Consider the following 15,096-nt stretch of genomic DNA (forward strand, 5'->3'; position numbering starts at 1 on the left):
TATGGAAAAGGGTAAACTGAGCAATTTGGTGCAAGTGTGGAAAAAGACACATGCTATGCAGACAGAAGTATATTTACCTGCAGCTTGGGGGCAAGGGGTGATGCAGGACGTATATGCTGCAGCACGTATCCCGAAGGCTTCTCCATTTGAACTTTTTGCCCCGCAAGTTGCTATGGCGGCAGCAGTTATGCTGTTGGCCGTGAGTATTCCATGCTTTTTTACCGTAAGTAATGCGTTATCATTGCTTGACGCACAACTGCTTGACGCCGGACGCGACTCTGCCGAGTTGTTTTTATTACTTTAGGAGCTGGCAATGAATAACTGGAAGGTTTGGACAGCCTTTGTCCTGGTATTTTGTTTTGGAGTTACGTGCGGTGTATTAGGGAGCGGTGTTTTTGTTAAACAGCGCATTGTCAAATTCAAAGAATTGAAAGGCTCCGGATTTGGTGGCGGAAAACGTTTTTTGCGTAAGATAGAATCGCAGGTTCAACCGGATGCTGTAACGATGAAAGAAATTCGTCGTATCGTTGCAAAGAATCGCAAAGAGATTAGACAAGTTCGCAATGAGGCGTCAGATCAGATTCTTCAGATTTTTACTACTACCGAGCAGGAAATTAATACACTTCTTACGCCTGAACAGCAGGAGCGTTTTGCCAAGATTACGGAACGCATCCGAAAACGGATCCAACGTATAAAGTTGCTGCGGTCGCTGCAAAAGTGACGCTCTTTGGGGGAGCTGGCGCTGCTAGCTAATAAGGAATGGATTCTATACGCATGTTCCACATGCACAGCAAAAAAAGGATGAGAAATGAACACGCTGAAAAAAGTATTTCTTGTGCTGGTAATGGCCTGCGCGTTTGTAACCTTTGTGATGCATTTTGATGCTTATGCATCACCTTATCATAAAGCGTTTGTTACGAAGCGAGTGAGCAAAGTATATCCAGATTTAAGGACGCTTGAGCGATATGTTGATGTGGCGGCGCATCGTCCTCATAAGATTAACAAATTTATGCGTAAAAACCACGTTGTTGAGATTAGTAAAGGAACCCGTGTTGTCAGGGTGGGGTCTGTGCTGCTTCAAGGATGTGATGCCGTTATATACAAAGTGCGGATTCCAAGCCGTGGGCAGTATGGTTACATATTTTCACGGAATCTCAGAAAAGCAAAAAAATATTCTCCATGTGTTGTAGAGCATAGAGGTAAATACAAAGAAAAGTGTGTGCACAAAGTAAAGCACAAGGTTAAGCATAAAGAAAAACATAAAGTTAAATACGTTGAAAAGCATGTTGAAACGTATGTTGAAAAATATGTGCCGGAATACGATGAGAGCCATACGATAAAATTCAAAGCCATCATTGAGACACCTGCTTTAGTCATCAACTTATTGTAATGCTCAGCTATGAAATATATTTTACTACTCGCCTTAATGGCTGGTGTTTTGTTCACATCACTTGGATGCAGGCACCATCGTCATCATCACCATCCTCGTAAGCTCGTTATTATCGTTGAACAGTCGGTGCAGACTGCTGCTTCGTTGAGCGCATGATTCTGTTGTTAATTGTAAAGCCCGCATTGCGGGCTTTTTCATTGCGTATATGGTTGTTCAGTTGTCTGTCTTTTAAAGTAAAACTATTCATTTGTTATTTTTTTCACAAAAACTTTTCGAATCATCTTTACGTCTCTCTCACAAATGTTTACCGTTACTATAATGCAAAACAGTCATACAATATTGATTGTAGATCGTTGAACGAAATATGAACTTTACCTCACTGGCGTATATGTGCCGGCAGTGTGACAGACTAACCGTACTCTGAGATTTTTTAGGAGTTTCGATTATGCTATTACGAAGACGTGCGTGGGATATTTTACGTGATGATTATCCAGTTGTGAAAATAGATGATCCTCTTGCTGAGGCTATTCGGAAACTTAACGCATGCTCTTCTGAAGGATGCCTGTGTGCTTTAGTGGAAGACCGGAATGGTCGCATTAAAGGGGCGGTGTCAATTTGGGATACAATGCGTTTTATGGAAGAGACTCTGCTGCATGGTGAGGGGATGAAATGTCTTGATGAAAACCGTTATGAGCAGATGTTTAGCAATGCCTGTAAGGTGTCTGGGTCCATCAGCGTTAAGGACGTTATGGATAAGGATATGACGATAATTCGTCCAGATGAACCGCTTTTGCTCGTGTTGGAAGACTTTGTAAAAAAAGGTCGCAGCTATGCGGTAGTGATGGAAGGCGGACAAGTTATCGGTGTCATTATGATCAATGATATCTACAAAGAGATCAGTGACCAGATATTAGCCCGGAGTTAAAATATTATGCGAAAAAAATCCCTCTGTTCTGGTTAGGAGCAGAGGGATTTTTTTATTTTTCAGGTAAACAGTACGTGGACTACTTTAGTGGCACAAGTTCGCATTGCAGGGATTTTTCGCCGTCTACAAAGCGAATGCCGAAGTTTGCCCAGAAAGCTTCCATGATGTCGATGCCGTCGGAAAGGTCCGAACTGCCTTCTTGATATTTCAGACGGAAGTACTCAAGGAATACTCGGGTATTGTTATCCAGCATTGGAGCTTCGCTGATAAGCTGCTCTTTCTCACGTAGGTATTCATAGTGATCCATAGTTGCGTACGCAAAAATGATGGAGAATGAGAGCTGCGAAATTTTACCCTGAATCTGGGAGAGGAACTGCGAAACGTTTTTGTGTTTCTGGAATTCCTGCTGTTGGAATTTGATCCAGTCGTAATATTCAGGTTTGTTGTTGATAAGGGCAAGGTTACCCATGAGTGAGTGTTCAAGGTCAGCACGTGCAGTTTCAGAAAGCTCTGTGTCGAGGGCATTTTTAACGAGTGCATCGCGGAATTCAAAAGATTTACGTGCTGCATCGTATTGGTCGAACAACTGGTACAGGTTCATAAAGTAGTTCGCAAAACGATCTAATTTATGACGTGTAAGTACAGGGAATCGCCCTTTGTTTACGATAAGAGTAAACTCGTGCCAGTAAATGGCGAAGCGTACCTGGTTGTCGTAGTGCTTGGTGAACAGGTTGGGATGGAACAGTAAATAGTAGCCTTTTTCGTGGAAGATGCTTCGTGCAACAGGCTCTGCTCCTGGGATAGACTTAAAGTCTTTAGTGCCCTGAAGCTCGTTTACTTTTGCATCAAAGTTTTCAGGAACAATGATTTCCTGAATACGAAAAGCCATAGTGGCATGACGTGCCGCTTCACCGATGATTCCAAGTTCATCAGTGATTTCCTTACGTTGTTTGCTGTTTCCAATCTCAACAGTGATTTTCATGGATGCTCCGTTATAACAAAGTAGTTTGTGGGCTCTTGCCTACCCTGACAAACGCTTCCCTGCAAGTATGAATTGCAGGCTCTTTCTTATTATTAATAATTTTGCCTGATCATCCGGTTAGGTGGTTATGATGTTTTTGTGAAAGTTATTTGAATAACATCTTGTTATTATAGAATATGTTCAATAAAAGTGTGTGCGTTTTGTTGTGTGTGACTGGCAACGGGAGAAGCAGGAGGGCACGGTCGCTGGAAGGATAAAACTTGTTTAAGTTCAGTTTGAGTCCTTGCCATCAGAGGGTCAAAACTGTATGGTGCGCACCTTCCTATTGGCAGAAAATACGCCGCAGGCTAGCCCTGTGGCGTTTTTCTTCCTGAATTATAAGATTAGATATAACGTTGCAATAAATAGAGATTGGATATGAGCAAAACAGGCGGCCTCTCTGCAGGTGATCGTATTGATACTAAATGCACGCGCTGTAGTGACATTACAGGGCATGTAATTGTGGCAATGGTTGGTAGCGAAATTATCAAAGTGGAATGTCAGGCTTGCGGTAGTGTGCACAAATACCGCGAGACTCGTGCTCCCAAAAGCAAAGCACAGGTTTCCACTGTAAAGAAAGTTCGCAATGGCGATTCTCGTAAAGAAGCAATTTCCGCTGCCCGTTCAGCTGCTGCAAAAAAAGCTGCTCAGACACGCGCTGCTCAGCGTGCTAAGCAGGAAGCAGAAGCTGTTATGATCGCGTGGAAAACTGCAATGGTAGCAAAAGGCTCCGATGGAGCGCGCACTTACAACATGAACGAAACTTTCACCAAAGGTGATGTAGTACAGCATCCTACTTTTGGTATGGGTGAAGTACAGGCTGTTACTAAGCCTAACAAAATGGAAGTACTCTTCGAAGACGGTGTGAAAGTACTGCGCTGTCGTGTGTAAGGTTATTTTTAGTAAAAAAACGGGGATGACTTTTTTAGTCATCCCCGTTTTTTTGTATCTATCGTCTTGAGTAGAAGGATTTCTTTATAGAATTATCGCCTGTTGTGAGAGAATGGTGCCGGAGTCTGTTAGCCCTTGGATGAGGTGTGTGAGAACCATTCTCTAATGGATTCCGGAGAGGCTCTGTAGATTCCATCGGAACATTTCCGAACCGGAAATTTTTCTTCTTTAATCCATTTTTTAATGGTGTTAGGCCCTGCACCTACTGCTCTGCATATGGCGGTGAGTCCTACCAGAACAATTTGGCCGTTTGACGCATACGTGCGCGCTCTGCCGTGTAGTGCAGCAGCGTGCGGCAGGGTGGGAGAATATTCCGCCGTCGATTCTGTTCTGTAGTGGTCGCACTCATCTGTGTATCCATACATGTTCATGCACATCCTTCAAGTGAGGTCTTGGGTAACAGTTAAAAGCCAAGTCCAATATCCGGCATGCGGAACAGGTCTCGTGCATATCTATCCGGTGGGATTTCTCCGGTAGCCCACGGGTCATCAAAAAGAGAGTATCCACCGGCATTGGTACCGTTTCTATGCTTTGCAAGGCAGGCGTTGCTGCAGATTTTACTGCTGACACCATTGGTGAATTTTTTCTCACATACGATGCAGTGCTTTTCATCTGTCCCGTGTCTATCATGTGCTGCATGGTTTGCAGAGGCAGCGCAAGAGCGTGAGCAATAGATTTGCCCTGCACGTTTTACAAAGTGCCTGCCGCACCACGGGCAACTCACGGTTTGTTTAATGCGTTTAGCTTCAGCCGCGCATTTGCGTGAGCAATATTTTCCTTTGCCGGCATTGTAACGTGCCGGACGGACATAGAATTCTGTTCCGCACTGATTGCAAGGTACTACTGGCATGACCGTCCTCCATTATAGAACGTGTTGCATCGTTCGATTGCCCGCAAGACTGCGTGGTCAGAGTCATTAGTTGGTGATGCATGATGGTTGAACTCAGCGTAGTACAGCTGTAGCAAACGCTGGTGCTCTCCTACTTCAATCTGCACCATGGGTTGATATCCGCTCCCTGTACGTGGCAGGTTGCATTCCGGGCAGATAGATATTCCAACGCACGCCATTCTCCACGGTCGGGAAAAGTTTCGACCACACACTGTGCAGCGGGTGCGTTCTGGGACGTGAAAAGAGTAACCGGACATATACGTTTTCCTCCGAGTATGCGTCAGAAAGCATCTATCGATACTTTCTAATTGCAAAAAATGACCATGAAGTGGCGAAGTGATCATATTGTTCACAAAATGAACAAAGACGTCAAGTCTGTTTGTACATTTTGTGCAAAAAACTATTTTATTTTTTCGAACATTGTGCTATTTCATACGCATGAACAAAGACTATACCGAAGAAGAATGGCAACTTCAGGAATTCATAGCTGAATCCATCAACCTTGTGGGCGGGGTACCTAAGCTTGCAGAAATTGCAGGGGTAAGTCCGCGTACTGTGTATGCATGGAAGAAAGGGGAACGACATCCAAATAGGCATAATTTGAAGAGGCTTACGCGCTATCTTGAAAAAATTGCTGAACAGACTGAGTCGTCTACTGAATTATATTTTCCTTTGACTGTCGGGGCAGAAAAACGTGGTGTGGCTGAACATGCTAGCCGAAGCTCTGTTGCACAGGTGGATGACTCTGCTGCAACTTTTCTTGCCCCTTCACGGGAGCCTGACGGGCATCAAGAAGAATTTATCTTTGTCGATAAAGCAGAGGCACGTCCTAGCGCTGGTGGTGGTTCTCTTGCTACAAGCGATTCTTCTGCCGGTCGGTATGCATTCCGCCTAGATTGGGTTTTGCACAAAACGCAGGACGCCAACAGTCTGAGAATAATGGAAGTTATGGGGCGTTCTATGGAAAGCACGTTGCATAACGGTGACCTTTGCCTTGTAAATCAGTCAGATAAGAATCTCGTTGAAGACAGGGTGTACGTTGTGCGTCTTGACGATGAGATTTATGTGAAGCGTTTCTCACGTATTCCGGGGAAGTATCTGTTCCGTGGTGATAACCGTGAGCTTGCGTATCAGGATATAGAAATTGACCCGCGTGATGAATCTCGAAGCTGGGAAGTGATCGGGCGTGTTATCTGGGCAGGAAAGGATTTATAAAATGACTCTTTGTGCACATAATGTGCACAGTGCGTTGTTTCTTTGTTCATATTAGTTCACTTAGTAGCTTGAAGCGTTTTCGGGACTTCCTGAAGACGCTTTTTTTGTCTTTTTTATCAGTCTTGAGCGGTATATTAATATAAGCGGTTAGGTAGTTATGTACGTAAATATGTTGATTGGTGGATAAACGTTTCAGGGGGTTACAGGGATATAAAAATTATAGAATCTTTCTTTTTTCTTTTCATGTGGTAGTATCAGAATTGAATTATCAGTCTAGTGAGGGAATTGTGTAGTATTGGCTTGCCGATTGGATGGATAGCATCAGGAGGGGACTATGAATTACCGCAAGGCAGACAGTATGTCAGATTTATTTTGGCAAAAGATGCGTAACCCGCTTACATTTTGGCCGCGCATTATTCTAACCTTACTTATTCTTATTGCGTTCTGGTCACACTCCGTGTGGTGGATTATTTTTCTGTTTTTTGTGGAAGCCGCTGTAATATTTTTTGCGCCTCCTGCATCAAAACATGAAAATTGGATAACTCGGGCTATGGATGGTTTTAGGATCTGGACTGTTGTACGTTCTACAGACGAGCGTAATACTATGCTTATTATGTTTATATTTGTCACAATTGCTTTTCTGGCGGCACTATGGACTCACAGTTTGGTTTGGATATTCTTCTTCGGTGTGCAGATAGCCATTGCGAAGCTGCTTCTTATTCGAAGGTTTACAGCTCTCGCGCGAAATGAAGATTATGATGTGGAAATGGGGCTTACCGTTACCGATATTCAAGCAATACTGAGCCGTTGTAATCTGACAAATTAATAATGATTTTAAAAAAGGTGTGATTCGTGGTCGAATTAGTGCGGAATTCGCAACGATGGTATGGGGCTGTAAAAACGGCGGGCTCTCTGGTTGTACTCATGACTGTGTGCATGAGTGTTGCCGCGTGCAGTACTGCCGGAAGATATCCGGTGTGGGAATATAATCAGCAGCATGTTGTTGCTGATGTAAATACACTGTCACAAGACCCCACGGATTACTTAACACATAGGGCTCACACGGCTGTTATGACTCCTGAAGAGCAGACAGTGCAGTTTGCTGCGCTCAAAGTGTATCATTTTGGGCCATGGCGACAGACAAAGGCGTCTTTATCAAAAAAGGATGCTTTTTGGGGAGTAACTGCATACCCGTACACGAGAGGATATGCTGAAAACCTTCTTCCATGGACTCATACTGCTATGTCCAGACTGGTAGCTGAACAGTCTATGGAAACCTATCCCAGCATGGCAAAACATGCGATTACTGTGCGTAGTGCTTCGTTACGTGTGATGCCGACAGTGAAGCCGTATTTCTTAAACCCAGCCTTGCCGGGGGAAGGGTTTCCTTTTGATTATTTTCAAAATTCCAGTGTTCATGCCGGAACACCGCTTTTCATTTCTCATGTTTCAAAGTCTGGAAAATGGCTCTTCGCAGAGACTGCCTTTGCAAGTGGCTGGGTTCTCGCTTCTGATGTTGCGTATGTAACTCCGGAACAGGAGGAAGAATTCATGTCTGGGGCATTGCAAGCGATAATACGTGATGATGTGCCGCTTAAGACCTTAGAAGGAGAATACATTTCCACGGGATATGTGGGAGCGATTTTTCCGAAAGCGCCTAGTGTGGAAGTTCCTGCCCCCCCACCTTTACAGGCTATGGCAGTAGCGGATGCCGGTGCACGACAGGCCGCTGCAAAAAAGAATCTGCTAAAAGCAATGACGGGAAGCAAAAATGATGGCGTGGGATACAAGGCGACAGCTGCTGCTCCTCCTCGTATTAAAAAGCTTAAGCCCCCTGTGTACATTACGGTTCCTGCCCGTAATTCTCTTGGGCAGGCAGAGTTCTATAATGTTCCTGTTTGGTCTGAGCAGGTGGTTGAGATTCCAGCAACACTTACCCCGGGGGCCATGGCTGAAGTAGCAAAGCATGTTATTGGTCAGCGGTACGGCTGGGGCGGGTTGTATCTGGATAGAGATTGCTCTTCAACAGTGCGTGATCTTTTTATGGCATTTGGTGTCTGGTTGCCGCGTAATTCAAGTCAGCAGGCTGCTAAGGGGAAAGAGATCATTGAGTTGAAGGGGCTGACTGCCAGTGAAAAACAGGATGTGATTGTTAAACAGGGTATTCCGTTTTTTTCACTCATCGGTATGCGTGGGCATATCGGGTTATATTTGGGATATGAACCTGTGACGAAGATGCCGCTTATGTTGCATGACCTTTGGGGCGTACGCACTTACAACGCGGACAGGGAAAGCAGAGCGATTATTGGGCGCATAGCTATTACTACGTTGCGACCGGGTGAGGAGCGGAAGGATGTGAAGAAGGACTACTTCTATAGCAGGATTCTGAAGCTTCAGGTAAAACCTGGAACGTGGGAAATTAAATAACTGCAAAAGCCCCTGAGAGATTGAACTCAGGGGCTTTTTTGTTAGCAGTTATACTTTGATCGGTGCGATGATTGTCTTTCTGCTGTTTCGGTTAAAACTGGAACAGGTTGCCTACATTGGTAGAGAAAGGCGGGAGGGAAGTTGTTCCAAACAATCCTAGAGGTATCCACATTGCAAAAAGATTGAGTTAGTAGTTTTCGGAATGCTCCAAATGTTGGGAGGATCACGCCCCAAAGATAAGCGTATGTAATAAAAATGCCATTGGGCTTCAGGCTTGTACGAATGGCTTGTGTAAGCTGGTTCTGCTGTTCAGAAGAAAAGTATGCCCAAGGTAATGAAGAGATAATTATGTCTGCTTTTTCCACTGAATTTTTATGTAAGATATTAGGAAGGTTTTCCGCACAATCCAACTCAAAATGCGATTGTGGGTATTCAGTTACAAGCATTTTATAGAAATGCGGGTTTTTTTCGATGGAAATAAAAGTGGCTTCGTTCTTCAATGATCGCAAAATCTGTTTTGTTATGCATCCGGTACCCGCACCAAGTTCTACTACCACATCAGCGTTAGCTAACTTATCGCTGCTGGCTATCGTTTTACAAAGACTCGGGCTGCTGGAACAAATAGTACCAGTTGAAAGCGGGTCACGTATGAATTCTCGTAAAACGCTCCAATGGGGTGAATGCATTTGGTATCCTTTGCTGTAGTAACAAGCTGTTTCAGTTATCGCCTGTGAGTTCATCTGCCCACCTCGAGAGGGGGTTTCGAAGTAACCGTAATATTGTAAGTAACAGCCGTGTGGACTGCATAATGCCTGCTATAGTAACAGCAAAAGGAACACCATTTGAATATAAATCCAGAGAGAATGGTCGCTTCTTAAGGAATACTTAAAAACAACAGGATGTTATCTTGGGGGATTTTTTTCTACCTTTTTGGGGGATAAAAGATGCAACCAATGAGTGTGAAGATATTTACATTGAAAGAGGGTAATTTCTACATGTGACGTATAAAAATTATACGTTATAAACGATGCATAATAAGCATTAGTTGTAACGAAAATTCTCATCTTCGCAGTTGTGAGGAGTGCCTCATTGTAGGGGGGCCCCCGCCGAAGGCGAAAGTCATGCGTCTTAGCAGTTGACACAGCGGATTTTCCGGCTAGTCTGCAGAAGGCGACATTACGCCGGAGCAGAATTTGAATGAGTGAATCATATACGTTTTATGCAGCAACTTTGGGCTGCAAAATTAATCAGTACGAAACACAAGCATTACGCGAAGTTTGGGTTGCCCGCGGGTTCAAGGAACTTGACTCGGCGGCTGAAGCTGACTTCGTTCTCGTGAACTCATGCGCTGTTACAGCCAAAGCTGTGAGCGATGTGCGTTCTACAGTGCGTCAGTTGCATAGGGCGAACGAGGCTGCGCAGATTGTTGTTACAGGCTGTGCTGCGCAGGTTATGGGTGACGAGTTAAAGGAACTTCCGGGGGTAACCCGTATTGTTCCGCAGGATGCAAAAACTTCGCTGAAGACATGGCCTGAATTAAAAGAGGGCATGGCTGAACCTGAAAATGCGTTTCCTGATTTTGCAGTAACTAACTACAATCGTGCACGTGCTGTTGTAAAAGTACAGGACGGTTGTTCACATCGTTGCACGTACTGTATCGTACCGTTGACTCGTGGTCGTTCCCGTTCTCGTAGTGTGGCGGATATTGTTACCGAAGCACGTACGCTTCTGGAATCCGGCTTTAAAGAACTCATTCTTTCCGGTGTGAATTTGCGTCAGTTTGGACGTGACCTTGATGGTACTCCTGACTTCTGGGATCTGGTTGACGAACTGGAACGTGCGCTTGGTAAGAAGTGGGGCGGCAAAGCACGTTTCAGGATTTCTTCTCTTGAACCGGGTCAGCTCGGCGAGAAAGCGCTTGAAGTGCTCGGTCGTAGCACCATGGTTGCCCCCCAGTTACATATTTCTTTGCAGTCCGGTAGCGATTCAGTGTTGAAACGCATGGGACGTGGACACTACAAGACTGCACCGCTTCTGGATTTTCTGGATAAGCTGCATAGTGTGTGGCCTGTCTACGGACTTGGCGCAGATATTTTGATGGGCTTCCCGGGTGAGACTGAAGAAGAGTTTCACGAAACGATGGCATACATTAAAGCTATGCCGCTTACATACGCTCATGTATTCCCGTATTCGATTCGTCCGGGAACTGTTGCTGCGACTATGTCTGGCCAATTAGAGAAACAGGTGAAAAAAGAACGTGCTAAAGCTGTGCGTGATTTGATTGCTGAAAAGAAACAGGCATTTTTACAAAAGCTTGTTGATGAGAAATTGCCTCAGCATGTTGTGCTGCAATCTGCAGAAGAGAAAAAGGGCGTTTCTCAATTTTATACAGAATGTTATTTCGATACCCTTCCGTTCGGCGTCGGCTTGCGAGATATTTGCACCGGTACTGCCACTGAGTTTGAAAAGGGCGGATTGCGGGTTGTCGCAGGCGAAAAATAAAAAAGCAGTCGGGATTATCCCCGACTGCTTTTTTCTATATTATTATTTTTCCACGCACTCATGCGGTTATTTGCTGAAAAGTGACAACTCTATGTTATAACATGGCTTGAATAAAGAGTGGATGTAGAGTAGGTAGCGTGCAGCGCCGTAGCAAGCAACTTGTTGCGGCCATTCCCATATGCAGGAGAGCGCTTCTGCATGTAAAAAAATACCTGATGCCCTGCAATGTTAACGCAGGGCTTTGACATATAGAGAGGAACGTATGCTTAAAAGCATGACAGGATATGGTCGTTCTACCCATGAGGGTGACGGCTTCACCATGACATGGGAAATCCGTAGCGTTAATAGCCGTCATCTTGATCTTAAATGGCGTCTTCCAATGCTGGCCCGTTCGTTGGAAAACCGTTTTGAAAAGACTGTACGTAAATTTGGTCAGCGCGGCCGTGTAGAACTTACACTTAATTTGCAGATTCAGCGTGCAGAGCTGCAGGCTGTTGCGTTTAACACTGCACAGGCTTCCGCAATGCTTGATGAACTTGCAAAATTTGCAAGTGAACGCGGTGATAGCTTTGCACCGGACTACACCCGTATGCTTGGCATGTCTTTCCTGTGGGAAGACAGTAATAAAGAGCCTGAAAAAGAATTTGCTAATGCGTTGGTGGAAGGCCTTGAGCTTGCTCTTGCAGATTGGAATGAAGCACGCGCAAAAGAAGCAACTGCACTCTCAGCAGATATGCTTGAGCGTACTGAGCGTATGCGTGGCTGGATTACAACTATTACGGAACGTGCACCGCAGATTAAAGAAGAACGCTTTGAAACTCTGCGTGACCGTCTTACTGAAGTGCTTGCCCGTGTTGAATCTGAACTGGAAGAACAGCGTTTCTTACAGGAAATCACCGTGCTTTCCGATAAGCTTGATGTGAGTGAAGAAATCACCCGCCTTAATGCACATATTGAGCGCCTTGATGAGCTTATTAAAGGTGGCGGCGAAGCAGGCAAACGTCTTGATTTTACACTGCAGGAGTGCTTCCGCGAAGTGAATACCTGTGGCAACAAAATTCAGGATCAGCATATTTCACGTATTATTGTTGATTTCAAAAACGAACTCGAAAAATGCCGGGAACAGGTACAGAATCTGGAGTAGCGTATGAAAAGCAGCAAGCTGCTTAACATCGGCTTTGGTAATTATGTTGTGCATCACCGTGTTGTAAGTATCGTGACGCCCACGTCTTCACCTATGCGACGTGTGCGGGAAGATGCTCGCAACGAAGGACGCCTAGTGGATGCAACACAGGGGCGAAAGACTCGATCCATAATTATCACAGATTCTAATCATGTAATTTTATCTGCCATTCAGGCTGAAACTATTAGTCAACGTTTCCTACAGGAGGATAACGACTAATGACTGTTGATACTTCCGGTAAGGTCACTACTGATTCTGACGTTACTGGCCGACGAGGAATTGTTTTGGTGTTATGCGCACCTTCCGGCACCGGCAAAACTACTTTGACCAAGCGCTTACTGAAAGAATTTCCTCGATTTGCGTTTTCTATTTCATACACAACCCGCCAGCCGCGAGAAGGCGAAGTACATGGCAAAGACTATTACTTCGTTACTGAAGAAGAGTTTTGCGAAAAGCGCGACGTCGGATTCTTTGCGGAGTGGGCTGAAGTTCATGGTAAGTTCTACGGTACGCCTAAGCAGGCAACCTTGGATAAGCTTCAGCAGGGATACGATATTATTTTTGATATTGATGTTCAGGGTGCAAGCCAGCTTTACGGCAATTTAAAGCAAGGCTGCTATGTGTTTATTCTGCCACCTTCCCGTGCGGAGCTGGAAAGACGTCTGCGTGGTCGCGGAACTGACGACGAGCAGACTATTCTGCGCCGTATCGCCAATGCTCAGAAAGAGTTGGAACAGGCTCACTGGTTCAATGCGTGGATTGTTAATGATGATCTGGATAAAGCTTACGATCAGCTGCGTAGTGCGTACATCGCTGCAACTCTGTCTCCGCAGAGTTCACCGGATCTTGTAGATTCTATTATGGAAGATTGGAGATAACATGGCGAACCTTGTTATTGCACTCGATTATCCGGATAAGGCTGGAGCATTGGCAATGGCCAAAATGCTTAAGGGTGCTGATGTCTGGGTGAAAGTAGGTCTGGAACTATTTACAGCTGCTGGTCCCGAGATTATTGATGAATTGAAACAAATGGGATTCAAAGTCTTTCTTGATATGAAGTTCTTTGATATTCCAAATACAGTCCAAGGTGCAGTACGCTCCAGCGTGCGTCACGGTGTGGACATGGTGAATATTCATCTGATGGGCGGTGAGCGCATGGCTCGTGCTGCTGTTGCAGGACTTGCTGAAGGTTCCGTAGATTCCGGTGTCTCCCCGATACTTCTTGGTGTTACCGTGCTTACTTCTATGTCTCAGGAAGATTTACCTAAAGGAATGACAACATCACTCGAAGAGACTGTACGTTCTTTTGCCATTTCCGGCAAAGAATGGGGTATTCACGGTGTTGTTTGTTCCGGCTTTGAGGTTGAAACAATCAAAAAGTCATGCGGGAACGATTTCCTTTGTTTGACCCCGGGGATCCGTCCGGTTTCCCTTGGTGATGACCAGAGACGGACGATGACTCCGGCGGAAGCTGTAAAAGCCGGATCTGATTATCTGGTTGTAGGACGTCCCGTAACTGGCGCCGATTCTCCACTGCATGCTGCACAGGAGATTTTGGAGGCCATGAAGATATAACTGCTAGTTGCTGCTGGATTTGAGGAGGTTGAAGTGGGAGTGCAGGAAGTGACTTCACAGGAAGGTAGAGAGCCTATTAAAGGTATCTTTTCCACACAGGAAATGAAACAGGTAGAGACCGGTACCGGTGTCCGTAAATCTGTGCAGAAGACCTTCTGGTTTGTAGAAGAACTGGATGGAAAAATAGAAGTTCAACCTCTTAACGCGAATTATATTCCTTCCGGAAAAAAACGCTTTATCAGCCTTGAAGATATTATTGCTCGCTTTCAGCCGGAGCCTGAGTTCTATGTAACCACAGTGTTTCCGAAAATGCAGGAGCTTGCCGATACTGTTGATCGTGCAGATTCGCACAGAAATAATGGCGAGAATTTTACTGCGGAATTTGAATACGGCAATGCCTTGCAGGTTGATGAAGAGAATGTTCGTGCAAACTTTGGTCTTGGGCTTACCTACCTTGATCGTGGTGAAACCGGCAAAGCTAATAATATCTTCGAACGTCTTGTTAAACTGGATGCCGCGTTTGAAAGAAAACACAAACACTTGTTCAACGAGTTCGGCATAAGCCTTCGAAAGAACAAAATGACAAAACAGGCGCTTGAGTATTATGATCGAGCACTTGAATTGTCTGGTGGTGATGATCACCTTTTTTACAATATTGCCCGTGCTCATTTTGAAAAGAAAGACTATGCTCGTTGTGTAGATTATCTTCTGAAAGCTATCAACAGTAATCCTGATTTTGATGTTGTGCTGAAGTTCTTTAATTGGCTGCTCGAGAAGGAACTTGTGCCTCAGGATCGTATTAGTGAAGTGCGCACTGTTGTTCGAACTGCAGAAATTGCAGCTAGCAGAAAGCAGGAAGTTTCTACCGCGATGGGAGATGGTATTCAGCTTGAGCCGAGCAGCACAGAAGAAAGCATCCCTGCTGTTGAAAGTGTTTTTGATGATGACGATGATGATGACTTGTTCTTACAGTCATAGCCTTCATTAGTTTTACAAGTAGTTGTTAGTAATATCTGGC

At 44.9% G+C, this 15,096-nt stretch carries 20 protein-coding genes; 15 read left to right on the forward strand and 5 right to left on the reverse strand.

Features of this window, described 5'->3' with window-relative positions; all coding sequences use genetic code 11:
- The first annotated feature begins 1 nt into the window (after position 1).
- The 5 genes from BUR09_RS14620 to BUR09_RS14635 all read left to right on the forward strand — a co-directional run bounded on the left by BUR09_RS14620 (position 2) and on the right by BUR09_RS14635 (position 2,315).
- Positions 2–304, forward strand: coding sequence for a hypothetical protein (locus tag BUR09_RS14620; protein WP_074217694.1), 303 nt, complete (start codon positions 2–4; stop codon positions 302–304).
- A gap of 9 nt (positions 305–313) precedes the next feature.
- Positions 314–721, forward strand: coding sequence for a hypothetical protein (locus BUR09_RS14625; RefSeq protein ID WP_074217695.1), 408 nt, complete (start codon positions 314–316; stop codon positions 719–721).
- An 87-nt stretch (positions 722–808) separates the two neighbouring features.
- Positions 809–1,390 (forward strand): hypothetical protein, encoded by a 582-nt coding sequence (locus BUR09_RS14630; RefSeq protein ID WP_074217696.1) that lies wholly within the window; start codon positions 809–811, stop codon positions 1,388–1,390.
- 9 nt (positions 1,391–1,399) lie between these two features.
- Positions 1,400–1,546 carry a hypothetical protein gene (locus BUR09_RS16915; protein ID WP_175566045.1) on the forward strand — a complete coding sequence of 49 codons (147 nt, stop codon included), beginning with the start codon at positions 1,400–1,402 and terminating at the stop codon, positions 1,544–1,546.
- Positions 1,547–1,835: 289 nt separating this feature from the next.
- Positions 1,836–2,315, forward strand: a complete 480-nt coding sequence (locus tag BUR09_RS14635; RefSeq protein WP_074217697.1) for a CBS domain-containing protein — start codon at positions 1,836–1,838, stop codon at positions 2,313–2,315.
- 79 nt (positions 2,316–2,394) lie between these two features.
- On the opposite strand, the gene BUR09_RS14640 is transcribed toward BUR09_RS14635, so the two are convergent.
- On the reverse strand, positions 2,395–3,297 hold the full coding sequence (locus BUR09_RS14640; RefSeq protein WP_074217698.1) for a hypothetical protein: 903 nt from the start codon (positions 3,295–3,297) through the stop codon (positions 2,395–2,397).
- Positions 3,298–3,714: 417 nt separating this feature from the next.
- On the opposite strand from BUR09_RS14640, the gene BUR09_RS14645 reads away from it, so the two are divergent.
- Positions 3,715–4,227 carry a hypothetical protein gene (locus tag BUR09_RS14645; RefSeq protein ID WP_074217699.1) on the forward strand — a complete coding sequence of 171 codons (513 nt, stop codon included), beginning with the start codon at positions 3,715–3,717 and terminating at the stop codon, positions 4,225–4,227.
- Positions 4,228–4,355: 128 nt separating this feature from the next.
- Here the strand turns inward: BUR09_RS14645 and BUR09_RS14650 are convergent, their stop codons facing one another.
- Genes BUR09_RS14650 through BUR09_RS16755 form a run of 3 tightly spaced genes read right to left on the reverse strand, consistent with a single transcriptional unit; the run spans position 4,356 to position 5,433 of the window.
- Complete coding sequence (locus BUR09_RS14650) at positions 4,356–4,652, reverse strand: hypothetical protein (RefSeq protein ID WP_139296865.1); 297 nt, start codon at positions 4,650–4,652, stop codon at positions 4,356–4,358.
- A 38-nt stretch (positions 4,653–4,690) separates the two neighbouring features.
- Complete coding sequence (locus tag BUR09_RS14655; protein WP_074217701.1) at positions 4,691–5,137, reverse strand: hypothetical protein; 447 nt, start codon at positions 5,135–5,137, stop codon at positions 4,691–4,693.
- Entirely contained in the window at positions 5,128–5,433 is a 306-nt protein-coding gene (locus BUR09_RS16755; protein WP_139296866.1) for a hypothetical protein, read from the reverse strand. The genes BUR09_RS14655 and BUR09_RS16755 overlap by 10 nt, the downstream gene beginning before the upstream one ends.
- A gap of 181 nt (positions 5,434–5,614) precedes the next feature.
- Between BUR09_RS16755 and BUR09_RS14660 the strand changes: the two genes are divergently transcribed.
- From BUR09_RS14660 to BUR09_RS14670, 3 genes are all read left to right on the forward strand, one after another.
- Positions 5,615–6,391, forward strand: a complete 777-nt coding sequence (locus BUR09_RS14660) for a LexA family transcriptional regulator (protein ID WP_074217702.1) — start codon at positions 5,615–5,617, stop codon at positions 6,389–6,391.
- A 334-nt stretch (positions 6,392–6,725) separates the two neighbouring features.
- Positions 6,726–7,217, forward strand: a complete 492-nt coding sequence (locus tag BUR09_RS14665; RefSeq protein ID WP_074217703.1) for a hypothetical protein — start codon at positions 6,726–6,728, stop codon at positions 7,215–7,217.
- Positions 7,218–7,243: 26 nt separating this feature from the next.
- Positions 7,244–8,818, forward strand: a complete 1,575-nt coding sequence (locus BUR09_RS14670; RefSeq protein ID WP_139296868.1) for an SH3 domain-containing C40 family peptidase — start codon at positions 7,244–7,246, stop codon at positions 8,816–8,818.
- Between the two features lie 41 nt (positions 8,819–8,859).
- Here the strand turns inward: BUR09_RS14670 and BUR09_RS14675 are convergent, their stop codons facing one another.
- Positions 8,860–9,558, reverse strand: a complete 699-nt coding sequence (locus tag BUR09_RS14675) for a class I SAM-dependent methyltransferase (RefSeq protein WP_084539513.1) — start codon at positions 9,556–9,558, stop codon at positions 8,860–8,862.
- A 457-nt stretch (positions 9,559–10,015) separates the two neighbouring features.
- Here BUR09_RS14675 and mtaB point away from each other — a divergent pair, with 457 nt between their 5' ends.
- From mtaB to BUR09_RS14705, 6 genes are all read left to right on the forward strand, one after another.
- Positions 10,016–11,320: a tRNA (N(6)-L-threonylcarbamoyladenosine(37)-C(2))-methylthiotransferase MtaB gene (mtaB, locus tag BUR09_RS14680; RefSeq protein WP_074217706.1), complete on the forward strand. Its 1,305-nt coding sequence runs from the start codon at positions 10,016–10,018 to the stop codon at positions 11,318–11,320.
- A gap of 262 nt (positions 11,321–11,582) precedes the next feature.
- Positions 11,583–12,464 carry a YicC/YloC family endoribonuclease gene (locus BUR09_RS14685; RefSeq protein ID WP_074217707.1) on the forward strand — a complete coding sequence of 294 codons (882 nt, stop codon included), beginning with the start codon at positions 11,583–11,585 and terminating at the stop codon, positions 12,462–12,464.
- Positions 12,465–12,467: 3 nt separating this feature from the next.
- Positions 12,468–12,722, forward strand: coding sequence for a DUF370 domain-containing protein (locus BUR09_RS14690; RefSeq protein WP_019999788.1), 255 nt, complete (start codon positions 12,468–12,470; stop codon positions 12,720–12,722).
- Entirely contained in the window at positions 12,722–13,381 is a 660-nt protein-coding gene (gene gmk / locus BUR09_RS14695; protein ID WP_074217708.1) for a guanylate kinase, read from the forward strand. Before BUR09_RS14690 ends, gmk begins: the two co-directional genes overlap by 1 nt.
- A gap of 1 nt (position 13,382) precedes the next feature.
- On the forward strand, positions 13,383–14,078 hold the full coding sequence (gene pyrF, locus BUR09_RS14700; RefSeq protein ID WP_074217709.1) for an orotidine-5'-phosphate decarboxylase: 696 nt from the start codon (positions 13,383–13,385) through the stop codon (positions 14,076–14,078).
- A 102-nt stretch (positions 14,079–14,180) separates the two neighbouring features.
- Positions 14,181–15,056: a tetratricopeptide repeat protein gene (locus tag BUR09_RS14705; protein ID WP_084539520.1), complete on the forward strand. Its 876-nt coding sequence runs from the start codon at positions 14,181–14,183 to the stop codon at positions 15,054–15,056.
- Positions 15,057–15,096: the final 40 nt, after the last annotated feature.

Origin of the sequence: Halodesulfovibrio marinisediminis DSM 17456 (genome assembly GCF_900129975.1) — a bacterium.
In the GTDB taxonomy this organism is placed as follows: Bacteria; Desulfobacterota; Desulfovibrionia; order Desulfovibrionales; family Desulfovibrionaceae; genus Halodesulfovibrio; species Halodesulfovibrio marinisediminis.